Annotated in this window: 25 protein-coding genes and 2 tRNA genes; 15 read left to right on the top strand and 12 right to left on the bottom strand. The window is 50.7% G+C overall.

All coding sequences use genetic code 11. The features are described 5' to 3' along the window. Nucleotides 1–21: 21 nt before the first annotated feature. Nucleotides 22–633, bottom strand: a complete 612-nt coding sequence (locus SC127_RS19215) for an acyl-homoserine-lactone synthase (RefSeq protein ID WP_215848303.1) — start codon at nucleotides 631–633, stop codon at nucleotides 22–24. Between the two features lie 122 nt (nucleotides 634–755). After that, on the bottom strand, nucleotides 756–1,478 hold the full coding sequence (sdiA, locus tag SC127_RS19210; protein WP_243078202.1) for a transcriptional regulator SdiA: 723 nt from the start codon (nucleotides 1,476–1,478) through the stop codon (nucleotides 756–758). A gap of 555 nt (nucleotides 1,479–2,033) precedes the next feature. On the opposite strand from sdiA, the gene SC127_RS19205 reads away from it, so the two are divergent. Then, entirely contained in the window at nucleotides 2,034–2,708 is a 675-nt protein-coding gene (locus tag SC127_RS19205) for a DUF4396 domain-containing protein (RefSeq protein WP_332627565.1), read from the top strand. A gap of 27 nt (nucleotides 2,709–2,735) precedes the next feature. Here SC127_RS19205 and SC127_RS19200 read toward each other — a convergent pair whose 3' ends face one another. Further along, nucleotides 2,736–3,431: an extensin-like domain-containing protein gene (locus SC127_RS19200; RefSeq protein ID WP_332627563.1), complete on the bottom strand. Its 696-nt coding sequence runs from the start codon at nucleotides 3,429–3,431 to the stop codon at nucleotides 2,736–2,738. A gap of 286 nt (nucleotides 3,432–3,717) precedes the next feature. Between SC127_RS19200 and cycA the strand changes: the two genes are divergently transcribed. After that, entirely contained in the window at nucleotides 3,718–5,112 is a 1,395-nt protein-coding gene (gene cycA / locus SC127_RS19195; RefSeq protein WP_215847139.1) for a D-serine/D-alanine/glycine transporter, read from the top strand. 50 nt (nucleotides 5,113–5,162) lie between these two features. On the opposite strand, the gene SC127_RS19190 is transcribed toward cycA, so the two are convergent. Together SC127_RS19190 and rutR are read right to left on the bottom strand one after the other, a co-directional pair. Beyond that, a complete protein-coding gene (locus SC127_RS19190; protein WP_332627561.1) occupies nucleotides 5,163–6,137 on the bottom strand; it encodes a metal-dependent hydrolase in 975 nt (324 codons plus the stop codon). 35 nt (nucleotides 6,138–6,172) lie between these two features. After that, nucleotides 6,173–6,808, bottom strand: coding sequence for an HTH-type transcriptional regulator RutR (gene rutR, locus SC127_RS19185; RefSeq protein WP_215847140.1), 636 nt, complete (start codon nucleotides 6,806–6,808; stop codon nucleotides 6,173–6,175). A 307-nt stretch (nucleotides 6,809–7,115) separates the two neighbouring features. Between rutR and rutA the strand changes: the two genes are divergently transcribed. The 6 genes from rutA to rutG all read left to right on the top strand — a co-directional run bounded on the left by rutA (nucleotide 7,116) and on the right by rutG (nucleotide 12,095). Next, the gene (gene rutA / locus SC127_RS19180; protein ID WP_215847141.1) at nucleotides 7,116–8,207 is read left to right on the top strand and encodes a pyrimidine utilization protein A; all 1,092 of its coding nucleotides are present in this window, start codon (nucleotides 7,116–7,118) and stop codon (nucleotides 8,205–8,207) included. Next, nucleotides 8,207–8,923 carry a pyrimidine utilization protein B gene (rutB, locus tag SC127_RS19175; RefSeq protein WP_332627558.1) on the top strand — a complete coding sequence of 239 codons (717 nt, stop codon included), beginning with the start codon at nucleotides 8,207–8,209 and terminating at the stop codon, nucleotides 8,921–8,923. Before rutA ends, rutB begins: the two co-directional genes overlap by 1 nt. Nucleotides 8,924–8,959: 36 nt before the next feature. Beyond that, nucleotides 8,960–9,355 (top strand): pyrimidine utilization protein C, encoded by a 396-nt coding sequence (gene rutC / locus SC127_RS19170; protein ID WP_215847143.1) that lies wholly within the window; start codon nucleotides 8,960–8,962, stop codon nucleotides 9,353–9,355. Then, nucleotides 9,355–10,164 carry a pyrimidine utilization protein D gene (gene rutD / locus SC127_RS19165; RefSeq protein ID WP_332627556.1) on the top strand — a complete coding sequence of 270 codons (810 nt, stop codon included), beginning with the start codon at nucleotides 9,355–9,357 and terminating at the stop codon, nucleotides 10,162–10,164. Before rutC ends, rutD begins: the two co-directional genes overlap by 1 nt. A 22-nt stretch (nucleotides 10,165–10,186) precedes the next feature. Beyond that, nucleotides 10,187–10,702, top strand: coding sequence for an NADH-dependent FMN reductase RutF (gene rutF / locus SC127_RS19160; protein ID WP_215847145.1), 516 nt, complete (start codon nucleotides 10,187–10,189; stop codon nucleotides 10,700–10,702). A 73-nt stretch (nucleotides 10,703–10,775) separates the two neighbouring features. Beyond that, the gene (rutG, locus tag SC127_RS19155) at nucleotides 10,776–12,095 is read left to right on the top strand and encodes a pyrimidine utilization transport protein G (protein WP_332627553.1); all 1,320 of its coding nucleotides are present in this window, start codon (nucleotides 10,776–10,778) and stop codon (nucleotides 12,093–12,095) included. Here rutG and SC127_RS19150 read toward each other — a convergent pair whose 3' ends face one another. Together SC127_RS19150 and SC127_RS19145 are read right to left on the bottom strand one after the other, a co-directional pair. After that, nucleotides 12,096–13,010 (bottom strand): DMT family transporter, encoded by a 915-nt coding sequence (locus SC127_RS19150; RefSeq protein ID WP_332627550.1) that lies wholly within the window; start codon nucleotides 13,008–13,010, stop codon nucleotides 12,096–12,098. It lies immediately after the preceding gene. Nucleotides 13,011–13,106: 96 nt separating this feature from the next. Beyond that, a complete protein-coding gene (locus SC127_RS19145) occupies nucleotides 13,107–13,283 on the bottom strand; it encodes a general stress protein (RefSeq protein WP_243078209.1) in 177 nt (58 codons plus the stop codon). Nucleotides 13,284–13,612: 329 nt separating this feature from the next. Here SC127_RS19145 and wrbA point away from each other — a divergent pair, with 329 nt between their 5' ends. From wrbA to SC127_RS19130, 3 genes are read left to right on the top strand one after another with little or no spacing between them, the layout of a single operon-like run. Next, nucleotides 13,613–14,212, top strand: coding sequence for an NAD(P)H:quinone oxidoreductase (gene wrbA, locus SC127_RS19140; protein ID WP_215847148.1), 600 nt, complete (start codon nucleotides 13,613–13,615; stop codon nucleotides 14,210–14,212). Nucleotides 14,213–14,244: 32 nt separating this feature from the next. Next, a complete protein-coding gene (locus SC127_RS19135; protein ID WP_215847149.1) occupies nucleotides 14,245–14,475 on the top strand; it encodes a YccJ family protein in 231 nt (76 codons plus the stop codon). Nucleotides 14,476–14,532: 57 nt separating this feature from the next. Continuing rightward, nucleotides 14,533–15,906, top strand: a complete 1,374-nt coding sequence (locus SC127_RS19130) for an NAD-dependent succinate-semialdehyde dehydrogenase (protein ID WP_332627548.1) — start codon at nucleotides 14,533–14,535, stop codon at nucleotides 15,904–15,906. Nucleotides 15,907–15,977: 71 nt separating this feature from the next. Here the strand turns inward: SC127_RS19130 and agp are convergent, their stop codons facing one another. The 3 genes from agp to SC127_RS19115 form a co-directional block, all read right to left on the bottom strand. After that, entirely contained in the window at nucleotides 15,978–17,537 is a 1,560-nt protein-coding gene (gene agp / locus SC127_RS19125) for a bifunctional glucose-1-phosphatase/inositol phosphatase (protein ID WP_332627546.1), read from the bottom strand. 265 nt (nucleotides 17,538–17,802) lie between these two features. Next, nucleotides 17,803–17,890: transfer RNA gene (locus SC127_RS19120), tRNA-Ser, on the bottom strand. Nucleotides 17,891–17,968: 78 nt separating this feature from the next. Beyond that, a tRNA-Ser gene (locus tag SC127_RS19115) sits at nucleotides 17,969–18,056 on the bottom strand. 229 nt (nucleotides 18,057–18,285) lie between these two features. Between SC127_RS19115 and yccA the strand changes: the two genes are divergently transcribed. Continuing rightward, a complete protein-coding gene (gene yccA, locus SC127_RS19110) occupies nucleotides 18,286–18,942 on the top strand; it encodes an FtsH protease modulator YccA (protein ID WP_243078514.1) in 657 nt (218 codons plus the stop codon). A 102-nt stretch (nucleotides 18,943–19,044) separates the two neighbouring features. Then, the gene (locus SC127_RS19105; protein WP_243078212.1) at nucleotides 19,045–19,371 is read left to right on the top strand and encodes a TusE/DsrC/DsvC family sulfur relay protein; all 327 of its coding nucleotides are present in this window, start codon (nucleotides 19,045–19,047) and stop codon (nucleotides 19,369–19,371) included. Here the strand turns inward: SC127_RS19105 and yccX are convergent, their stop codons facing one another. Beyond that, nucleotides 19,372–19,650 carry an acylphosphatase gene (yccX, locus tag SC127_RS19100; RefSeq protein ID WP_215847152.1) on the bottom strand — a complete coding sequence of 93 codons (279 nt, stop codon included), beginning with the start codon at nucleotides 19,648–19,650 and terminating at the stop codon, nucleotides 19,372–19,374. Between the two features lie 85 nt (nucleotides 19,651–19,735). Between yccX and rlmI the strand changes: the two genes are divergently transcribed. Together rlmI and hspQ are read left to right on the top strand one after the other, a co-directional pair. Next, on the top strand, nucleotides 19,736–20,926 hold the full coding sequence (gene rlmI / locus SC127_RS19095; protein WP_332627543.1) for a 23S rRNA (cytosine(1962)-C(5))-methyltransferase RlmI: 1,191 nt from the start codon (nucleotides 19,736–19,738) through the stop codon (nucleotides 20,924–20,926). 59 nt (nucleotides 20,927–20,985) lie between these two features. Beyond that, nucleotides 20,986–21,303: a heat shock protein HspQ gene (gene hspQ, locus SC127_RS19090; RefSeq protein ID WP_215847153.1), complete on the top strand. Its 318-nt coding sequence runs from the start codon at nucleotides 20,986–20,988 to the stop codon at nucleotides 21,301–21,303. Between the two features lie 34 nt (nucleotides 21,304–21,337). Here the strand turns inward: hspQ and SC127_RS19085 are convergent, their stop codons facing one another. After that, nucleotides 21,338–21,760: a CoA-binding protein gene (locus SC127_RS19085; RefSeq protein WP_215847154.1), complete on the bottom strand. Its 423-nt coding sequence runs from the start codon at nucleotides 21,758–21,760 to the stop codon at nucleotides 21,338–21,340. Nucleotides 21,761–21,916: the final 156 nt, after the last annotated feature.

Raw genomic sequence — 21,916 nt, 5'->3', positions numbered from 1 at the left:
CCGCATTACGGGGGCAAAGCGTTAACCGTGTGATTGCCAATTAACCGAAACACCCAACGATGGCAGCACCTCTTCCGGGCTAAAGCGACGCGTGCCACGGTACTTTTCCGCCAGCGCAGGTTGAATAACCGGAATGCGAATCGCAAACAGATTATCTTCTGACTGAATCAATCCCGGCGTCAGTGGCTCGTACGCGACCTGATGCTGCTCAAACATCTTTTCCAGCATCGGCGTTGCCGAGCTAATAATATATTCAATACCATTTAGCTCAGCCAACTGCACAGCGTGCCACAGAATATTGAGCGGCAGTTCAGAATCAACGTCCAGCCGGGCTGAGAAACGTGACATTTCCCATACTTTTTCTTGTTCGAAAGGTAAGATAATGCCTTCATTTTGCTCAGGCTCAAACCACGGCATTAAACGTGCGCAGCCACTGATCCCTTCGCGCGCACTCCAGGCAAGTAGCCAGGTTACATCTGATCGATCATAACGATCATATTCCTGCCCCGGCGTACTTAAACGAGGTGGAATTGACCACCCTTCGCCGCGTGCAAAAACGCTGTAACGATAGCTGCCTAACTCGGCAAGCAAAGAGGACGGCATATCCTTTAATTGCGTTTGAATTATTTTCATCATGCGCCTTTGACATCCCCATGTTTGCAATGATTTCTTTGCGCCAGCCTGGCAAAGCTCCGGCGCAGGGTAGACAACTGACTCAGTCAGAGGAACTACTAGATTTAGTAGTTGCTTTTTATTTAAATCAGTCCGATCGCTGCTGCATAACAAGCAATCTGCGTTTTATTGGAAACATTGAAACGTTTTTGCATCTTTTTTTGGTGAAAATTCACCGTGTGTTCAGAAATAGATAAAATAAGCGAAATCTCAACCGAGGTTTTTCCTTCGGCGGTCCATTTTAAAATTTCCAGTTCTCGCTGACTAAAGTCATTCTTCAGGACCAGCATCGAATCATCATTCAAACGCTCTAGCACGCGCAAACTCAGCTCCGCCAGGAAGTGCAGTTTCACTTCCAACTCGACGCGCCGTTGTTGCGTGGTAAAAGGTTGATGCGATGATATAGATAATATACCAATGGCTCGATTTGGTGCCATTGCTGAACAAGAAAAACCACTGTGCAAGCCAAACTCACCTGCTTCTTTCCAAAGATTGCCCGCGCCAGTAAACAGATCGGCAGTCCATTCAACGCCTCTGCCTGGTCTTTGACACAAAAGCAACACCGGATCTACAGCAAAGTAGTTCTGCTTTTCATATTGCTTAACCCATAATTTGGGATAAGTGCTGTGTACATGAATGCCCGGCCGGGTAAAAGGAACCGGATGTTGAATCAAAAAAGCAAAGCAATCAAATCCCAATGATTCGGTATAGCTCTGTAATAACCGCTTCAATTGAGGCGCAGCTGTTAAATGTTGAAATTGACTTTCCGCCTCAGCTCGCCAGGCGAAATAATTCTCGGTGGTCATATTCCCTCAACGTTATTCTCACGCAGATGCGTTTTGTTATTCATTATTCTTCACCACAAAATATTAATTGATTCGAGCAAAAATATTGATTGCTTAATGCGCAATAATTTAAGTAAAAAAAATCCAAAGAGTTGCAAAAATAAACTTCAACCAAAAACCATGAAAGGTGAACCGGTGAAAGAGTGTTGAAGCACCGCAAACTTCCACCTTGCATCAGAATAAGATTTTTCCGATAGGAATTCAATCTCTGAAAAGCAGACGTCATCCTTCGACACAAAAAGGTTATGATTATTTGTGGGCAAAAATCAGAGGTTCAACCCCTAAATTATTTTTTATACAGTAAGTTAATGGTATGCAAAATATAACCGAAGCGGCAAATATTGTTCATCACACCTAAAGAATTTACTGGCTTGAGACATTTCCGTCCGCGTGCTTTGAAGCTACGCTTATTCCATTGTCCGCCTTCAGTCCTCACCAGCAATCGGCATCGGGCAGCTTAGCGAGCAGGTTTGCGCCGCGCTGCTGGACTTTAACTTTCTGTTTCAGGGGTTGATTATGATGGATAAATTGGCATTGCCTTTTTTAGTTTTAGGTCTTTGCACGGCGATGATGATTGCTAAGGATATTTTCAAGCATCCTCACCCGGTTCGCGTAATGAATATCATTTGGCCAATCACCGGACTTTATATGCCGTTCATTGGATGGCTGGCTTGGTGGTTTCTTGGGCGTCAACCCTCTCGTCAAGCAAATCTGGCTTTATTAATGCCGCAAAGAGCAGCCCGTCATAACAGCTGGCAGACAATATTTGTCTCAACCACTATTCCAGCAGCAGCCTGTATTTTTGGCGACGTAATAACATTACCTATAATTTCACTACTAAATCATTTGAATATTCTGATAGTTATATGGCAAGAAGCGATCATTTCTTTGGTTCTTTCATTGCTTATCGGCTTATTTTTCCAGGTGCTCGCCATTAAACAGCGTGAAAAAAATTCATTATGGCGTGCCTTGTTAATAGCATTAAGAATCGAAACCTTTCCTTTGGTTATTTACCAAACAGGCATATTTATCTTTATGGCACTGGCCCTGAAATTTGTATTAAATCAACAAATCAACCCGCAGCTCAATGCCTTCTGGTTTATGCTGCAACTGGCAATGATGACTGGATTTGTTTTTTCCTGGCCAGCCAATCATTTCTTGATAAAGCGCGGTATCAATCCGGCACATTAATACTGCATTAAATGCCGTACTACGGGCTCAACGACAATAGCCTGCACCGCGCATACCTAAATGGAAATGGCTGGCATGCGCAGCGTTATAATCTGGCCCCAATGCATTACCGAATACCCGACATCCCTCCTGCCACAAACTATGCAGCGTTTGCGCCTTCGCTGCGGGTTGCTGCCAGTTTTTGCCTATCTCAAGACGCTGTCCATTAGCCAATTGAAAAGCAGTAACATCCCAGGCATCCGCTGTGGCATGCTCGCTCAGGCGCCCCTCAGCGCGATGATAAATATTCCTACAGGCATAACTGCCAACGTGGCTGATGCGCACCAGCGGGCTTTGCTGCTGTTTTGTTATTTGATCGCGACTGCGTAAAACATACATGGTGCTGGCAACCGCCATCGGACAGCTCGCCAGAAAACTGCTGCTAAGACTTACCGGCCCAAATTTTTGGATGCGCAGTGGATTAGCCAGCGGACATGCGCCCGTTACCGGCGGACGCTGGCTAAAACTGACTAATCCTGCTTGCTGAGCACGATTCATCACATCCAGACAGGCAGCAGGATCACTCGCTAGCCGCTTCATTTTCAGTTGCGTCATCCAACCTGGCGGATCGGTAACTGCAAGTGGCGTGAAGGGATTGAACTGAGGCGGCAGATTCTTTTTGATCCACGGCAAACTCCCCCAACCCACCGCAATGAATACCAGTAACAGGATAAGCGTGCGCATTTCCCCTCTCGCAGCATGATGATAAGCAAAAGAAAAGTGTAGAAGCTCTCAGTTAATACGCAGTCAATCTGGCACAAAGTGATTAAAACTTACGCATCCTGACGCAATAGTGTGCTGCGTAAACAAAACCTGCCGACGATAAGGTGATGAAAGGTCACAATTGTTCAAAAAAAATTACCGACTTCAAGGTGCTTTCCACTATCTTATGCCGACTTGCCCTTGAGGCAGACTCGCCTAATAACAGCCAGTAGAGCTGACACAACATCAAGACAGGAAAGACAATCATATGGTTGATCACTCTAAAGACGCGGTGGTTACGCAGGAGAACCCCGAAAAACTGCAGCGCAGCCTGCATAATCGCCACATCCAACTCATCGCAATCGGCGGTGCCATTGGCACTGGGCTGTTTATGGGCTCGGGTAAAACCATCAGCCTTGCAGGTCCTTCGATTATTTTTGTTTATATGATCATCGGTTTTATGCTGTTCTTCGTCATGCGTGCCATGGGCGAACTGCTGCTTTCCAACCTTGAATACAAATCTTTCAGTGACTTCGCTGCCGACCTGTTAGGGCCTTGGGCAGGATATTTTACCGGCTGGACCTATTGGTTCTGCTGGGTTGTCACCGGTATTGCCGACGTAGTGGCGATAAGCGCCTATTTCCAGTTGTGGTTCCCCGGTTTCTCAATATGGATGAGCGCCCTGCTTTGCCTGTTTGTCTTTGTGACGCTGAATGTCGCCACGGTAAAGCTGTTCGGTGAGATGGAATTTTGGTTCGCGATTATCAAAATCGTCGCCATTGTCGCGTTGATAGTCACCGGTATCGTACTGGTTTCAATGCATTATCCTTCGCCAGGCGGCGGGACTGCATCACTGAGTAATATATGGGATCATGGCGGCATGTTCCCGAAAGGGTTAAGCGGCTTTTTTGCCGGTTTCCAGATTGCGGTGTTTGCCTTTGTCGGCATCGAACTGGTGGGTACCGCGGCTGCCGAAACACACGACCCGCATAAAGTCTTGCCACGCGCTATCAACGCCATTCCGCTGCGCGTGATTATGTTTTATGTGTTGGCGCTGATGGTAATCATGGCCGTGACGCCGTGGACCGCAGTACAGGCCGATCGCAGCCCATTTGTTGAGATGTTTGTCCTGATTGGCTTACCGGCTGCCGCCAGCATCGTGAATTTTGTTGTACTGACTTCTGCGGCTTCGTCTGCCAACAGCGGCATTTTTTCCACCAGCCGCATGTTGTATGGCCTGTCACAGCAAGGCGTGGCGCATCGTGCATTTGGACGTCTTTCAGCGCGCGCGGTGCCGACTACCGGTCTGTTTTTCTCATGCCTTTGCTTGCTGAGTGGCGTGGCGCTGATTTATCTGATCCCGGATGTCATGACAGTGTTTACGCTGGTGACGACGGTCTCAGCGATTCTGTTCATGTTTGTCTGGACAATCATCCTCTGTAGCTACCTGGTTTATCGCAAAAAATATCCACAGCGCCATGCAAAGTCGGCGTTCAAAATGCCAATGGGTAAATTGATGTGCTGGGTTTGTATCGCTTTCTTCGCTTTTGTGCTAGTGCTGTTAACCTTGCAGGAAGATACGCGTCAGGCATTAATGGTGACGCCAGTGTGGTTTGCCTTGTTGACGCTGGGTTGGTTATTGCGCCGTCGCGCTAGCCGCTAACTCATTTAGAATGACAAAAAAGCCCGGCCAATCATGGCCGGGCTTTTTATTTACAGACGATCGGCTAGCGCGCTAAAGCTGGCGCTCAACGCAGGCCGTGCTGAAGGTAGCCGCTGCGGATGGGTTTCCCACTGCTGAGGCGAGCCGAGATTAAAGGTAAACGTATAGTTTTGCCCTTCTCCCATGCGTAAGTCAGCAATTGTGATCTTGCCATTTTTCTCATTCATCGCATAAAAACCGTGGCTGAACCAGGCCACACGTTCGGCATACCAGTCTCCTTTTAACTGTGCAAACAGTTCAGGATGACGAGGCTGCCAGCTAACATTAAGCGGACGATTTGGCGACAGCAGTGACCAATAGGCTTCGCCATAACGATCGGGGGTAATGACCACGCTGCGCCACACCAACGTGTTAAACGCAGTGGGTGTGACCAGCACTTTGTCGGCTGGAAGACCCTGATCAACCAGTGATTGCTTAATCTCTCCGGTAGCAATGCTCTGGATCACCACGCTCCATGCCAGATAAAGCGTGCTCAGCGCCAAACCGATACGGTTCCAGCGCAGACCAGGATCGCCTCGCCGCCACAGGGCAACACCAAGACAAATCAGCAGCGGCAAGGTATAGAGCGGATCAACAATATAGATGCTGCTCACTGCATAAGGATGATCGGTGATCGGCAGTCCAAGCTGCGTACCATAAACAGTCATCAAATCCAGCAGCGGATGCGTAATCAACGCTAACCAAATGGCAGGCCACCACGCTTGCCATTTCACGTTGCCACGAAAAAGGCCCGCGACCAACCACGCCAGCAGCGGCGAAACCAGCGTCAAATAGAGCAAAGCGTGGCTTTCGGTACGGTGTAATGTCATGTTGCGAATGGCATCGCCGTGATCAAGAAAGACATCAAGATCGGGTAACGTGCCGCATACCGCACCCACGGCGGCGGCTTGCCAAAGCGGGACGCGTCGGCCCATCACCGCCACGCTGACGGATGCCCCCAGAACAAACTGCGAAACAGAATCCATTTTTTACTCCGTCGCAACAACGTATGGCCGTAAAATTAACGCACGCGGATACCTTCAATAATCATGCGCTGCACATTATCTACCGTCTGATCGAAAAATTGCGGATCGCTCAACGTTTGCCCGGTTACCGCCTCAACCTGACTGGCGAAATCGGCGTAATGCTGCGTGGTTGCCCATAGCATAAAGATCAAATGCTGCGGTTGTACGCCAGCCAATCGACCTTCATCAATCCAGCGTTCAATAATCGCGGCTTTTTCATCCACCAGCTGTTTGAGATCGCCAGCCAGTTCGCCCTTCAATAGCGGTGCGCCTTGCAGCATCTCCAGACAAAACAGCCGTGATGCCTGCGGGAAATCGCGTGACACTTCAAGTTTCAGGCGAATATAGCGGCGTATAGCCATCAGCGGATCTTGATCATGGGCTAACGCGCGAAGCGGTGCCAGCCATACGTCAAGAATCTCTTTCAGCACGGCTACGTACAAAACTTCTTTGGAAGGATAGTAATAAAGAAGATTGGTTTTAGAGACATCGGCGCGTTCGGCAACCTGGTCTAGCGTGGTGCCGTGAATACCGAATTGCGAGAAGAATGCCAGCGCAGCATCCAGGATAGCTGCACGCTTGGCCGCTACAGCTCGCGAACGGCGCGTTGGTTTTTTTTCATCTGTTTTCACACTGTTACCTTATCCGCTCTGCATCCCCGCATCATAGCAAAGCTGCCGGCAGCTGCCCATTTCTGCTCTTGCACCTTTTTTGCTCAGGTTGCATGGAAAACGTGCAGCTTATTTTGACCAGATGGTCCAAAACAGACCAATCACTCCAGTTAACTCTTTCGAGTTATATTTAACCTTTTGTTATTACTCGATTTACAAATTGTGGCACAGCCTTTGCAAAATCTTTGATTGAGCGCCGCCATCAAGGATGACGCAGGATGCAGCGCAGCGCGTGAAACAGTCCCAACCTAATTAATTGAGGTTTCACATGAAGATAGGCGTCTTTATTCCGATTGGTAACAATGGCTGGTTGATTTCATCTACTGCACCGCAGTACAAGCCGACTTTTGAACTGAACAAAGCGATTGTGCAGAAAGCTGAGCATTATCATTTCGATTTCGCGCTGTCGATGATCAAACTGCGCGGCTTTGGCGGAAAAACGGAATTCTGGGATCATAACCTCGAATCTTTCACGCTGATGGCAGGTCTGGCCGCCGTGACTTCACGCATTGAGATCTATGCAACCGCCGCCACGCTGACTTTACCGCCCGCCATTGTGGCGCGCATGGCCGCCACCATTGATTCCATTTCCAACGGGCGCTTTGGCGTCAACCTCGTCACCGGCTGGCAAAAACCAGAATATGAGCAAATGGGTTTGTGGCCTGGTGATGAGTATTTCGGTAGCCGCTACAAATATCTGACCGAATATGTCACGGTGCTGCGCGATCTTTGGGGCACCGGCAAATCAGACTTTAAAGGTGACTTTTTCACCATGAATGATTGCCGCGTCAGCCCGCAACCGCAAAAACCGATGAAAGTGATCTGCGCGGGTCAAAGCGATGCGGGCATGGCATTTTCGGCGCAGCATGCGGATTACAACTTCTGCTTTGGCAAAGGCGTCAATACACCAACGGCGTTTTCCTCGACCTCAATACGCATGAAACAAGCGGCAGAAAAAGCGGGCCGCGATGTCGGCTCTTACGTGCTGTTTATGATCATTGCGGCGGAAACCGATGAAGAAGCACGCGCCAAATGGGAACACTACAAAGCGGGCGCCGATGAAGAAGCGCTGGCCTGGCTGACCACACAAAGTCAGCAAGATACCAAATCGGGTAGCGACACCAATGTGCGTCAAATGGCTGATCCGACTTCAGCAGTAAACATCAATATGGGCACGCTGGTCGGCTCCTACGCCAACGTGGCTCGCATGCTGGACGACGTCGCTGAAGTTGACGGCACGCACGGCGTGTTACTGACTTTTGATGACTTCCTGCAAGGTATTGAAGATTTTGGTCAACATATCCAACCGCTGATGGCTTGCCGCAGCGCACTGATTGATGCTCAGCAAGAGGTAGCTTAATGAATACGGTTTATTGCGCCCACACGCCCGACATTCCCCAGGTTGAACTGCCTGCACGTCCTGAAGCTATCGCCTTCCCGCCCAGTCAAACGGCGTTGATTGTGGTGGATATGCAAAATGCCTATGCCACACAAGGCGGCTATCTCGATCTGGCGGGGTTTGATGTTTCAGCCACCAAACCGGTGATTGCCAAAATTCACCAGGCGGTAACGGCTGCACGTGCAGCGGGTATTCAAATCATCTGGTTTCAGAATGGCTGGGACGATCAGTATGTCGAAGCGGGCGATGCAGGTTCACCCAACTTCCATAAATCGAATGCCCTGAAAACCATGCGCAAACGTCCTGAATTGCAAGGCACCTTGTTATCAAAGGGCAGCTGGGATTATGCGCTGGTTGACGAACTCACACCGCAAGCTGGCGATATTGTGCTGCCAAAACCGCGCTACAGCGGCTTCTTTAACACGCCACTCGACAGCATGCTGCGCAGCCGTGGCATTCGCCATTTAATTTTCACCGGTATCGCGACCAACGTCTGTGTGGAATCGACATTGCGCGACGGCTTCTTTCTGGAATATTTCGGCGTGGTGCTGGAAGACGCAACCTATCAGGCTGGGCCGACTTTTGCCCAACAGGCCGCCATTTTCAATATCGAAACGTTCTTTGGCTGGGTATCCAACGTCGATACTTTTTGCGAAAGCCTGCAACCCTCCGTCTAAAACGGTTTCACCTGCTGATAAAAAGGAAACGTTGCTATGCCGAAAAGTGTGATTATCCCGCCAGGTACCACGACGCCCATTGCGCCTTTTGTTCCGGGAACGCTGGCAGATGGCGTGGTTTATGTCTCGGGCACATTGCCGTTTGATGAGAATAACAACGTGGTGCATGTCGGTGATGCGGCCGCGCAAACCCGTCACGTGCTGGAAACCATCAAGAAAGTGATCGAAACCGCAGGCGGCAGCATGGAGGACGTCACGTTCAACTCCATTTTTCTTACCGACTGGACAAACTATGCAGCGGTGAATCAGGTCTATGCCGACTATTTTCCTGGCGAAAAACCGGCGCGCTTCTGCATTCAATGTGGCTTGGTCAAACCGGACGCCTTAATCGAAATCGCCAGCATTGCGCACATCGGTAAACAGGAGGCGTGATGCACGTTGAAATTCATGGCCAGCCTGCTGACGAAGCGCCCACGCTGGTGCTCTCTTCCGGGTTGGGCGGTGTTACCGGCTTTTGGCAGCCACAGTTAGCGACACTTTGTGAACGTTATTGCGTGGTGCTGTATGACCAACGCGGCACCGGGCGTAGTGCTGATACGCTGCCGGAAGGCTACAGCATGAAAATGATGGCGGCAGAGTTAGCAGAGGCGCTAACTCTGCACGGTATAACAAAATTTGGCATTGTTGGTCATGCGCTAGGCGGCTTGATCGGTTTACAGCTGGCGCTTGATTACCCAACACGCGTTGAGCGCGTCGCGGTGATTAATGGTTGGTTAACGCTTAATGCGCATACCCAACGCTGTTTTCATGTGCGTCAGGATCTGCTGCTCAACGTAGGCATTGATGCCTTTGTCCGGGCGCAGCCGCTGTTTCTTTATCCCTCTGAGTGGATGGCGCAGCATCAGGCGCGGTTGGAACAGGAAGATGCGCATCATGTCGCCCATTTCCAGGGAACGGAGAATCTGTTACGCCGTTTGAACGCATTGATGACGGCTGACTTCAGCACCCGCGCCGCCAGTATTACATCGCCGGTGTTGGTGATATGCAGCCAGGACGACTTGCTGGTGCCGTGGAGTTGTTCAGTACAGCTCGCTGCCGCCTTGCCTGATAGCCAGCTGGTAGAAATGCCGTGGGGCGGCCATGCAATGAGCGTGACCGATCCTGAACCGTTTAATGCACTGCTCATGCAGTGGCTGAATGACACCGACACTGTGCTAAAAACAGCGCACGTGGCGGGCTAAACCGACGAAGCCGGAGAAGAGTATGAGCAGAGAAGATCTTCCACCCTTGGTGGAAAAACAGGACTTCCGCAACGCCATGTCGAGATTGGGCGCAGCCGTCAACATTATCACCACTGAAGGTCCTGCAGGCCGCGCGGGTTTCACCGCCTCGGCGGTATGTAGCGTAACGGATTCACCGCCCACTTTACTGGTGTGCCTGAACCGTTCGGCCTCGGTTTACCCTGTATTTCGCGAAAACATGCAACTGTGTGTCAACACGCTGGCATCGGGTCATGAAGCACTTTCAACGCTGTTCGGTGGCAAAACACCGATGCCGGAACGCTTCATCGCGGCAGAGTGGACCACCGCGATCACCGGTTCACCCATTTTACAGGGCGCGGTGGCTTCTTTTGACTGTCGCATTAGTCAGATTGTAAGCGTGGGAACACACGACACACTGTTTTGCGAAGTATTGGCGCTGGTACGCAATGACGACACGCATGGCCTGATGTGGTTTGATCGCGGATACCATCCTCTTTTGCGGCAGGAAGCCTGTTAATCCGCCGGCTATTAGCTGACCTTTTATAGCGAAATTGCGCGGCCCCGGCATTTATCTCTTTTTGGAGTAAACGATGGCGAGTTCCTGGTTTCCTCAGTGGCAAAAGAAGTCGGCAGTAACCGATAACGGGCTGATCGCCCCCGATGAAACGTTGCCAGCGGGACAAACAATTGTTCTTGGCTTGCAACACGCAGTTGCGATGTTTGGCGCGACGGTATTAATGCCGCTACTGATGGGGTTGGATCCCAACCTGGCGATTTTAGTTTCAGGTATTGGCACGCTGCTGTTCTTCTTTGTTACTGGTGGTCGCGTGCCCAGCTATTTGGGATCCAGCGCCGCCTTTGTCGGGGTGGTGATTGCCGTTACCGGCTTCAACGGTCAAGGCCTGAATCCTAATCTCAGCATCGCGCTGGGCGGCGTTATCGCCTGTGGTTTGCTGTATACGCTGATTGGTTTCGTGGTGATGAAAGCCGGTACGCGCTGGATTGAAAACCTGATGCCGCCGGTGGTAACGGGTGCGGTAGTGATGGCGATTGGTTTGAATCTGGCGCCCATTGCTGTTCACAGCGTCTCTGCCTCCTCCTTCGACAGCTGGATGGCGGTAATGACCGTTTTATGTATTGGCTTGGTGGCGGTATTTACCCGTGGCATGATTCAGCGGCTGCTGATTCTTATTGGCCTGATCGTAGCCTGGGCAATCTATGCGCTGCTGACCAACGGTTTAGGATTTGGCAAACCGGTGGATTTCACGCTGCTCGCTCAAGCGCCTTGGTTTGGACTGCCGCAAACCACCGTACCCACGTTTGATATGCAAGCCATTGTGCTGATCGCGCCGGTGGCAATTATCCTGGTAGCAGAAAACCTCGGACATATTAAAGCAGTAGCAGGCATGACCGGGCGCAATCTCGATCCCTACATGGGGCGCGCGTTTGTCGGCGACGGTCTGGCCACCATGATTTCTGGCACCCTGGGCGGCAGCGGCGTCACAACCTATGCCGAAAACATTGGCGTCATGGCGGTTACCAAAGTCTATTCCACGCTGGCGTTTGTCGCAGCAGCGGTGATTGCGTTGATCCTCGGCTTCTCACCTAAGTTTGGTGCGCTGATTCACACCATTCCCGGACCGGTGATTGGCGGCGCATCCATTGTGGTCTTTGGCTTGATTGCTGTGGCGGGTGCGCGTATTTGGGTGCAAAACCATGTCGATTTTAGTCAGAACGGCAATCTGATTATGGTGGCAACAACACTGGTTTTAGGCGCAGGCGACTTTGCGCTGAAAATTGGCGAGTTCACGCTGGGCGGTATTGGCACCGCCACATTTGGTGCGATCATCCTGAATGCCATTCTGCGCCAGCGCGGTAAGGCACTGGCCGAGAATAAGATTGTCGGTTAGTTACTCAAGCGGTGTCGGCGCTCGCTGCACCGCTTTTTTCCGCTTAAAACGCAGTTCGCTAACAATCACACCGCAAACAATCAACGCACCGCCAAATAAAGCGGCGGCCGGTAAACGCTCACCAGCAATTCGACCGACAACCCCTGCCCACACCGGTTCGCCGGCATAAATCACGGTAGCTCGGGTTGGCGATACGCTGCGCTGCGCCCAGTTCATCGTCACCTGAATTAACGCGCTGGCCGCGCCCAAACCCAGCGCACTCAACAGCAATGTCGGCGAAAACGCAGGCAGAGATTCGCCATTGGGTATCATCAGAAAAAATGCGCAAACAGAGGCGACAGCCAGTTGAATTAACGTTACGCGGCGCACATCGACCTGGCCGGCAAAGCGACTAATCAGGATAATCTCAGCCGCGATCGCTAATGTACTGATCAGGGTAGCAATCTCGCCCTGATTTAAATTGATGCGCCCATCTTGCGGGCCTGCTATCAACAGCAAACCACCAAAGGCCAGCGAAATCCCCAGCCACGCCATCACACTCGGTGGACGACGTAGAAACACCCATTGTAATAACGGCACCACCGGCACATAGAGCGCGGTTAAAAAAGCCGACTGGCTGCTGGTGATGGTTTGCATGCCATAGGTTTGCAATCCGTAACCGCCAGCAATCGAAAGGCCAATCAGTGTGCCCGCTTTTATTTCCATCCAGGTTATTGCGGCTAAATAGCGTCGAAAAAACAACGCCAGCAGCAGTGCCGCCGTGGCAAAGCGCAGGCCAACGAAGAAAAAAGGCCCGGAGTACTGCACAGCGTGGTGCACCACCAGGAAAGTGCCGCCCCAGATCATCGTTATAAAAATTAAAACCAGCTCCTGGCGCGAAATGCGCAAGGATAAACTGCGGATAGCGTCCGACATAATTCACCTGCAAAGGGATTCGGGCGCCATTTTGCGGAGTGAAAGGCGATAAAGCAATGATGTTAACCGCCGGTATTTGCCGGCGGCAGAAGAGGATTAGGCATCAGCAGATTTTTTATTACTGCTGCGTCCGCCTTTTTCGCCAGCACGTGCGGCGCGTTGTGGGTCATTTTTAAAATTGCCGCCGCTGTTCTTACCCCCTTTCCGTCCGGCTTCTGCCGCACGTTCACGGTTTTCGGCGAAATTTCCTGAACCTCCACGATGTGTAGCCATAATTTACTCCGGTCGCTTAATCGTGTTGCTGAAATCATCATTTACCCGGACTGGCGTAAAGCCTGTTGATTGCCGATTTATACAGCAGCGTTTCATACAGCAATCATGATTAAAGCTTAGCCAGTTTTCGCTCACGCCCCGGCAACCGTTACATTTAGCAACAGATAATGCGCTGGCAATTTGCATAAATATCGAACATTCAACCAGCTTTTAATGCAACGTCTGCCGGTTAAAGGTCCTAAAAATGGTTTTGCTCCTGCCTCAGACTCGCAGCGCAATAAAGCTCTTCTATACTTCTTTTTACGCTAAATAACCTGAGAGAGATGTTGATGGCTAAGATCCTGGTGCTCTATTACTCAATGTACGGACATATAGAAACGATGGCGAATGCGATTGCCGAAGGTGCCCGCAAAGTCCCAGGCGCAGAAGTCGATATCCTGCGTGTGCCAGAAACCATGGATGCAGAACGTTTTGCACAGGTTGGCGGTAAAACGCAACAAGCTGCTGCAGAAGCCACGCCCGACATCCTCCCACAGTACGATGCCATAATTGTTGGAACACCCACCCGCTTTGGCAATATGTCCGGTCAAATGCGTACCTTCTGGGATCGCACTGGCGGACTTTGGGCTTCTGGTGCCCTGTTTGGCAAAATCGCCAGCGTCTTCTCCTCAACGGGAACCGGTGGCGGGCAAGAACAAACTATTACCTCGGTCTGGACCACGTTAGCCCATCACGGCATGGTGATTGTCCCAATTGGTTATGGCACTAAAGAGCTGTTCGATATCTCGCAAGTCCGCGGCGGCACGCCTTATGGTGCAACGACGCTGGCGGGTGGTGATGGTTCGCGTCAGCCCACGGAAGATGAACTGAATATCGCCCGCTTTCAGGGTGAACACGTTGCCGGGCTGGCAGTTAAACTCAAGGACTAATTTTACTCTGGATTTCATTTAAGGAGACCTTTATGGCGACCGATCAAGCGAAAACACATCACGTTGGCGAATGGGCCAGTCTGCGTCACACCTCACCTGAAATTGCTGAAGCCATCTTTGAAGTGGCAAATTATGACGAGAAACTCGCCGAAGAGATTTGGCGTCAGCAAGGCAGTGATGAAGTCCTGTTCCGCGCCTTCGATAAAACCGATAAAGACGTCCTGACCTGGGATGACAAAACCGTAGAACGTAAAAACGTTTAATTCTGAGGCGGGATTTTCCCGCCTCACATTTTTAAGTTATTGACCAAGGAGCGCTGTATGTCTTCCTATCAAAGTATCAATCCCGCTAACAACCAGTTGCTGAAAAGCTGGCCTTCCCACGACGCGACGGCAGTAAGCCAGGCGCTGGACGTGGCCGATCGCCTGTTCCATTCCAGCTGGAGCAAAGGGGATATTCAGCCGCGCGTGCAGGTATTAAAAAAACTGGCCGACCTGATTGATGGTCGTGCAGAAGAGCTGGCCACTATCGCCAGTAAAGAGATGGGTAAACTGATCGGCCAGAGTCGAGGTGAAGTAAAGATTTGCTCTCAAATCGCCCGTTATTATGCCGAGAACGCTGAACGTATTCTGAAACCACAATCTTATCCCAGCGAGCTGGGTGAAGCTTGGGTAGAATATCATCCAATTGGCGTGCTGGTAGCCGTCGAACCGTGGAACTTCCCTTATTATCAGCTGATGCGTGTGCTGGCACCGAATCTGGCGTTGGGTAATCCGGTGCTGGCCAAACACGCCAATATCGTGCCGCACTGTGCCGACGTATTTGAGAAGCTGGTAAAAGAAGCTGGCGCACCAGAAGGTGCCTGGACCAATCTGTTTATTTCAACCGACCAAGTGGCTGACCTGATTGCTGATAACCGCGTGCAAGGCGTTGCGCTAACCGGCTCCGAACGTGCGGGCAGCGCGGTCGCAGAGCAAGCCGGTAAGCATTTGAAAAAATCCACGCTGGAATTGGGTGGCAACGATGTGTTCGTGGTCATGGATGATGCGAATATCGATGAAGCAGTACGCCAGGGCGTGCAGGCGCGACTCAGTAACTGCGGTCAAGTCTGTACGGCCGCGAAACGCTTTATCCTGCATGAGAAAATTGCGGAGAGCTTTATTTCAAAATTCAGTGCTGCGTTATCTTCCGCGACGCTCGGCGATCCGCTGGATGAAAAAACCACGCTCGGCCCTCTTTCATCCAGTGATGCGCGTGATCGACTCGTTAAACAGGTTGATGAAGCGGTAGCCAACGGGGCAAAAGTGCTGACAGGCGGCAAAGCGGTAGCGGGTGTCGGCTGCTATTATCAGCCCACAATCCTGACCGATATCAAACCGGACAATCCTGCTTATTATCAAGAGTTCTTTGGCCCAGTGGCACAGGTTTATGTTGTGGGTGACGATCGCGCGGCGGTTGCGCTGGCCAACGATTCTCATTATGGCTTGGGCGGCTCAGTTTGGACTCAAGATATCGATCGTGGCCGTAAGCTGGCTTCAGCAATCGAAACCGGTATGGTGTTTATTAATTCGCAGAGTGACACTTCAGCTGAACTGCCATTTGGCGGCGTAAAGCGTTCAGGCTACGGACGCGAACTTTCTGATCTGGGCATTAAAGAGTTTGCCAATCAGAAGTTGGTGGTCATTTCCGGCTAAACCTTTCTGATTCACCACCATAAAAAAACCCCGTCTTGACGGGGTTTTTATTTATTGCAGCTAATGTGGAATTAGCTCGCGGCGACAGGTTCTTTCGCTTTTTCGCTGTTTTCCACTTGAGCCGGCGCTTTGTCTGCGGCAGCTTTATCTGCAGCGGCTTTTGCTTTGTCGGCTGCCGCTTTATCTGCTTTGGCCTTCTCTTCTGCGGCTTTTGCATCCGTGGCTTTTTGCGCGGCGGCTTTTTCAGCTGCGGCTTTCTCAGCAGCCGCTTTATCGGCTGCGGCTTTGTCTGCTTTCGCTTTCGCATCGTCGGATGCAGGCGCGGCAGACTGAGCGGCAGCAGGTTGCGCAGCCGGCTGTGGCGCGGCGGCGGGTTGCATTGGCGTGCCTTGCAGCGCACCGTTCAAAGCCTGGGAAAATTGATCCCATGCGCAATAGCCATTCGCGTCGGTTTGGCAACCTGCCAGTTGAAGCGTTACGCGCTTAGGCGGATTTTTCAGGCTTAAAACATCAGCATTACGCAGTTGATCGGCTGTTTGATAAACATATTCGACTTTCAGCAGATCTTTGTCATTTTTAGCATCATGCCAGCGCTCAAAGACGACCTGACCGCCAATGGGCGTTTTCTCGTAGGTATCTGGCAGCTCGTAAGGTTTAACCTGCAGCGCGCTTAGCAGTGAAGCGATGTTGGAATCATGTCCCACCATCAACGTAATCTTAGGCGCGTTGGCTTTATCTTGATCAACTAACTGGCTACGAATGTAATCCACCAGCGGCGCAGCGACTTCACGCGCGACATCTGGGCTGGTGAACAAAGCATCTTGATAACCATTTTTTATGGTTGAAAGCTCTTTCCATTGTTCAGGCGTTTTGATCTGACCCCAGGCAACCTGATCCAGCGGGAAACCTTCGTAATATTGCAGTGTAAAAGCATCCATCAACGAATTACCCACTTTCAGCGGGCCGCTAACGTTGGGCTCTTTGCCGTTGTCTGCGGAGAAGGTGTTCTCGGCGTTGCTCAGGTCACACTGCTTTTTGTTATTACAGGCAGGCGCTGATTTGTAATCAACGATCTTTTCCAAACGTTGGAAAGCAGGCTTTAAAGAGAGTTTTTCATTAGTCGCAGCCATAGCGGCCAGCGCTTTTTTATTGAATTCATCACTGTCGTCAGTGACAACTGGATTAAAGATGGGATCCATGGTGCCCATAGCGTCCTGATGCGTGACAGCAACATCACAACCCGGGAAAGCACCATTAATGAAGAATTGAGCGGTCGCGACAGTGCGCTGCAGGCTGTTAGCGTAAACAAAAACATTATCGCTATCTGGGCAACTGCCGTTCTTTACCAGACCTTGTTGGGCTAACCATTGGCGGGTGTAATTGCCCATGTAAACTTCCAGCACGCCACCTTTGGTCGTCAACTGTCCGCCCGGTACATCCCATTGCGGCCAGTTTTTCTTGGTCGATTGCTCTAACACGCTGCCATTGTCGGCCAGTGGTGCGCGTAAGTTATGTCGACTCAACATCAGCACCTGCTGTAGCTGCATATCACCGTCAGCGGCTTGCGCCATCGTTCCGATCGGTAATGCAGCCAGCACCGACAATGCGCAAAGACTCAGTTTCTTGATCATTGTGCCTATTCCATATATTCAGTAGAGAAACACTCAGGCTATCAACCGATTAGCTCGCTTAAGAGCGAATTGCTGCACAGTGTAACTCAGCTCGCCTCGGAAAAGCGCCAGTGGATTGTAAAAACAGTTAATGGACTATAGCAGAGTTGCTGCAGTGAGTTGCAGACGTGACAGCAGATTGAAAAGCAACGGGATGTTTTTCGGAATCACTGAAGGGAAAGGACAAAAACGAAACAGGCCAGCACGAATGCTGGCCTGTAGAATGTGGCGGAGGAAGAGAGATTCGAACTCTCGGATGGTTTCCCATCGGCGGTTTTCAAGACCGCTGCCTTAAGCCGCTCGGCCATCCCTCCGTGTAATGCTTTGTACTGCGTGCGGCAAAAACGTTATGCGTTACGTTTCTGCTATTTCATCATTTTACATTGATGAAGTGGCGGAGGAGGAGAGATTCGAACTCTCGGATGGTTTCCCATCGGCGGTTTTCAAGACCGCTGCCTTAAGCCGCTCGGCCACCCCTCCGCAATGAGGCGCACTATAAACATCCCCCTGAGAGATGTAAAGCCTGCTTCAATTCGTTCGGCTGAAAAACAGTCAAAATAGAATTATTTGTTGTCAAAATCACCACTCTGCTCAAAGAATTAGCGGTTTGACGCGTAAAGAAGGGTAAAACGCCTTTTCCCCTTTTATTGCACTGCGTATTCTCAGCGCATATTTGGTGTTCTGCTAACAGGAGCGCAACATGAACAGAATGGACAGAGTCGCAACATCATCGTCGCAGCAGTCGCTGCTGAGTACGCACACAGTTTTGCGTAATACCTATTTTCTTTTGGGCCTGACACTGGCTTTCTCAGCGGTGACTGCCACAGCCAGCACCGTGCTGGGCTTGCCCGCGCCAGGTTTGATCTTAATGCTGGTCGGTTTTTATGGACTTATGTTCCTTACTTACCGTTTAGCAAACAGCCCAATGGGCATTTTGGCTGCATTCGCCTTTACCGGCTTCCTGGGCTACTGCCTCGGCCCGATCCTGAGCTCGTTTCTGACGGCCGGAATGGGTGATGTGATTGCGCTGGCGCTGGGCGGAACCGCTTTAGTGTTCTTCTGTTGCTCGGCTTACGTATTAACGACACGTCGCGACATGTCCTTCTTGGGCGGCATGATGATGGCAGGCTTTATTGTGCTGCTGGTTGCGGTCGTGGCAAACATCTTCCTGCAGCTGCCTGCACTTCACCTGGCAATCAGCGCCCTGTTTATCCTCTTCTCAGCGGGTGCGATTTTGTGGGAAACCAGCAACATTATTCACGGTGGCGAAACCAACTACATTCGCGCAACCGTGAGTTTGTACGTGTCGCTGTACAATATCTTTGTGAGCTTACTGAGCATTCTGGGCTTCTCGCGCAGCAACTAATCGGTCACAACGGATTTCACAAAACCTCGCTTCTGCGGGGTTTTGCTTTTTATGACGGCGTATTTTGTTAAAATGCGCCGTCGTTTTTTATGAGGAATTCAGGTGAATTTTAACGGTATTGAAATTGCAGTCGACGCCGAAGGCTATTTAAAAGATGGCAACGACTGGAGCGAAGCGCTGGCGGTAAAGATTGCTGAGCAGGAAGAGATTACCATGACCGAGGCTCATTGGGAGGTGGTGCACTTTGTACGGGCGTTTTATCTTGAATACAACACATCGCCAGCGGTGCGGATGTTGGTAAAAGCCATGGGCCAGAAATATGGCGAAGAAAAAGGCAACAGCCGCTACCTGTTCCGCCTGTTTCCTGACGGTCCCGCCAAACAAGCAACAAAAATTGCCGGTTTGCCCAAGCCCGCGAAATGTCTTTAATTAACCTGTGGTGAAATTCTCTGGTGCCTGCGCAGGCTGGTGAGGTTCGATTAAAACGTTATCAACATGCGCACTGCGCGGCCCGCCAGCTTTTAACCAATCAATTAAGGCTTCAACCTGCTGCGCTTCTCCGTAGGCCAAAACCTCTACGCTGCCATCATCAAGATTACGTGCGTAACCGAACACACCGAGCTTCTTAGCCTGCGCTTGCGTGCTGTAACGGAAACCCACACCCTGGACCTGACCTTGTACCCATGCTTTAAAACAGGCTGCTGACATTATTCTCTCCTGCTGCTGTTCGTTGCATTTTCCCGCTATCCACCGGACAATAGCGCCTCATTTTTTCAGGTAAGCATAGCAAACTATGACAGTTCGATTGATTCTTGCGAAGGGACGTGAAAAGTCCCTGCTCCGTCGTCATCCTTGGGTTTTTTCTGGTGCGGTCGCTCGCATGGAAGGCAAAGCACAACTGGGTGAAACCATTGATGTCTGTGACAGTAACGGCAAATGGCTGGCCCGCGCCGCTTATTCACCGCAGTCGCAGATTCGTGCCCGCGTCTGGAGTTGGCAGCAGGATGAATCCATCGACATCGCTTTTTTCGTGCGCCGCTTTGAGCAAGCACAGCAATGGCGAAAGTGGCTGGCGGAACGTGATGGGTTGGATAGCTACCGTTTGATTGCGGGTGAGTCAGATAATTTGCCTGGCGTTACCATTGATCGTTTCGGCAATTTTCTCGTGCTTCAACTGTTGTCAGCAGGCGCGGAATATCAGCGCCCTGCCATTATTTCTGCATTGCAGCACTGTTTCCCTGAGTGTGCTATTTACGATCGTTCTGATGTAGCGGTACGTAAAAAAGAGGGTATGGAGCTGACACAAGGCACCGTCACCGGTGAGTTGCCACCGCCGCTTCTGCCTATAACAGAACATGGCATGAAATTGTTGGTTGATATTCAGGGTGGCCACAAAACCGGTTATTACCTTGATCAACGTGACAGCCGCCTGGCAACACGCCGCTATTCTAAAGATGCTCGCGTGCTTAATTGCTTCTCTTATACCGGCGGTTTCGCGGTTTCTGCTCTGATGGGCGGCTGCCGAGAAGTAATCAGCGTGGATACCTCTCAGGAGGCGCTGGATGTTGCTCGTCAAAACGTTGAGCTCAACAACCTTGATGTTTCGCGCGCCCAGTTCCAACGTGATGATGTTTTCAAACTGCTCCGACGCTATCGTGACAGCGGTGAGAAATTTGATCTTATCGTGATGGATCCCCCGAAGTTCGTAGAAAATAAAAACCAGCTAATGGGCGCTTGTCGCGGTTATAAAGACATTAATATGCTAGCTATTCAGCTGCTTAATCTCGGTGGCGTATTAATGACTTACTCCTGCTCGGGGCTAATGGCTACCGATTTGTTCCAGAAAATCATTGCGGACGCCGCCATTGATGCGGGTCGCGAAGTGCAGTTTATTGAGCAATTCCGTCAGGCAGCCGATCACCCTGTTATCGCCAGCTATCCAGAAGGTCTTTACCTGAAAGGGTTTGCTTGCCGCGTAATGTGACTTGAAAAAACTGTTCTTGACGCCATATTGATCAGAGAACAGTTTTTTCGGAGGTCATAATGATTGCCAGTAAATTTGGAATTGGACAGCAGGTACGACATCGCCTTTCAGGTATTTTGGGTGTGATTGTGGATGTCGATCCAGAATATTCATTGGATGAACCTAAGTTGGATGAGGTTGGCGCTGCGGAAAAAATGCGTGCCGCACCTTGGTATCACGTGGTAATGGAAGATGAAGAAGGCGATCAGGTTCACACCTACGTCGCCGAGATTCAATTATCGGGTGAAACCACCTTTGAACACCCGGAACAGCCTTCACTGGATGAACTTGCTGCATCGGTTCGCAAACAGTTACAGGCTCCGCATCTACGCCATTAACAGGTGGCGGCTGTGTTAATCGCCGCCACTTTTGTTATGCGTGTTTAGCTGAAATCCCCAACCGTGGGATTTCCATTTTTGGGCAGCGATCCATAATCACCGTCATCCCAGCATCTTGCGCCAATACTGCAGCTTGCTCATTAATCACGCCGAGCTGTAACCATAGGGTTTTCGCGCCTATAGCAATGGCCTCCTGCGCCACGCCCCATGCCGCTTCAGAATGACGAAACACATCCACCATATCCACTTTGCCCGGAATATCTGCGAGACTCGCGTAAGCGGTTTGACCTAATAACGTTTGTCCTGCCAGTTTTGGGCTCACGGGAATCACGTCATAACCCTGATCAAGCAGATATTTCATCACGCCATAACTCGGGCGCTCAGGACGATCGCTGGCTCCTACCAGCGCAATACGTTGCGTACGCGTCAGCACATCACGAATCGTTTGATCATTCATTTTCATCTCCTTTAGCGACAAGCTTGATTGTAGATTGGCAGAACGAACAGTGGGCCATGTAGAGCGGTAATTATTAGGGCTGACGCACGAATAAATATGTTTAAATGTAAATTTACTGCCATAATGTAAGAATTTGCTACACACATCCCTTGCGCC

Source organism: Pantoea sp. T14 (genome assembly GCF_036663535.1).
Classification (GTDB): Bacteria; Pseudomonadota; Gammaproteobacteria; order Enterobacterales; family Enterobacteriaceae; genus Pantoea; species Pantoea phytostimulans.
The sequence above is the reverse complement of the archived record's forward strand: the minus strand, read 5'-3'. Positions and strand labels throughout refer to the sequence as shown.

Coding starts and splice junctions, on each gene's coding strand:
- SC127_RS19215 (WP_215848303.1), bottom strand. CDS start 633: ATGAAAATAATTCAAACGCAATTAAAGGATATGCCGTCCTCTTTGCTT.
- sdiA (WP_243078202.1), bottom strand. CDS start 1,478: ATGACCACCGAGAATTATTTCGCCTGGCGAGCTGAGGCGGAAAGTCAA.
- SC127_RS19205 (WP_332627565.1), top strand. CDS start 2,034: ATGATGGATAAATTGGCATTGCCTTTTTTAGTTTTAGGTCTTTGCACG.
- SC127_RS19200 (WP_332627563.1), bottom strand. CDS start 3,431: ATGCGCACGCTTATCCTGTTACTGGTATTCATTGCGGTGGGTTGGGGG.
- cycA (WP_215847139.1), top strand. CDS start 3,718: ATGGTTGATCACTCTAAAGACGCGGTGGTTACGCAGGAGAACCCCGAA.
- SC127_RS19190 (WP_332627561.1), bottom strand. CDS start 6,137: ATGGATTCTGTTTCGCAGTTTGTTCTGGGGGCATCCGTCAGCGTGGCG.
- rutA (WP_215847141.1), top strand. CDS start 7,116: ATGAAGATAGGCGTCTTTATTCCGATTGGTAACAATGGCTGGTTGATT.
- rutB (WP_332627558.1), top strand. CDS start 8,207: ATGAATACGGTTTATTGCGCCCACACGCCCGACATTCCCCAGGTTGAA.
- rutC (WP_215847143.1), top strand. CDS start 8,960: ATGCCGAAAAGTGTGATTATCCCGCCAGGTACCACGACGCCCATTGCG.
- rutD (WP_332627556.1), top strand. CDS start 9,355: ATGCACGTTGAAATTCATGGCCAGCCTGCTGACGAAGCGCCCACGCTG.
- rutF (WP_215847145.1), top strand. CDS start 10,187: ATGAGCAGAGAAGATCTTCCACCCTTGGTGGAAAAACAGGACTTCCGC.
- rutG (WP_332627553.1), top strand. CDS start 10,776: ATGGCGAGTTCCTGGTTTCCTCAGTGGCAAAAGAAGTCGGCAGTAACC.
- SC127_RS19150 (WP_332627550.1), bottom strand. CDS start 13,010: ATGTCGGACGCTATCCGCAGTTTATCCTTGCGCATTTCGCGCCAGGAG.
- SC127_RS19145 (WP_243078209.1), bottom strand. CDS start 13,283: ATGGCTACACATCGTGGAGGTTCAGGAAATTTCGCCGAAAACCGTGAA.
- wrbA (WP_215847148.1), top strand. CDS start 13,613: ATGGCTAAGATCCTGGTGCTCTATTACTCAATGTACGGACATATAGAA.
- SC127_RS19135 (WP_215847149.1), top strand. CDS start 14,245: ATGGCGACCGATCAAGCGAAAACACATCACGTTGGCGAATGGGCCAGT.
- SC127_RS19130 (WP_332627548.1), top strand. CDS start 14,533: ATGTCTTCCTATCAAAGTATCAATCCCGCTAACAACCAGTTGCTGAAA.
- agp (WP_332627546.1), bottom strand. CDS start 17,537: ATGATCAAGAAACTGAGTCTTTGCGCATTGTCGGTGCTGGCTGCATTA.
- yccA (WP_243078514.1), top strand. CDS start 18,286: ATGGACAGAGTCGCAACATCATCGTCGCAGCAGTCGCTGCTGAGTACG.
- yccX (WP_215847152.1), bottom strand. CDS start 19,650: ATGTCAGCAGCCTGTTTTAAAGCATGGGTACAAGGTCAGGTCCAGGGT.
- rlmI (WP_332627543.1), top strand. CDS start 19,736: ATGACAGTTCGATTGATTCTTGCGAAGGGACGTGAAAAGTCCCTGCTC.
- hspQ (WP_215847153.1), top strand. CDS start 20,986: ATGATTGCCAGTAAATTTGGAATTGGACAGCAGGTACGACATCGCCTT.
- SC127_RS19085 (WP_215847154.1), bottom strand. CDS start 21,760: ATGAATGATCAAACGATTCGTGATGTGCTGACGCGTACGCAACGTATT.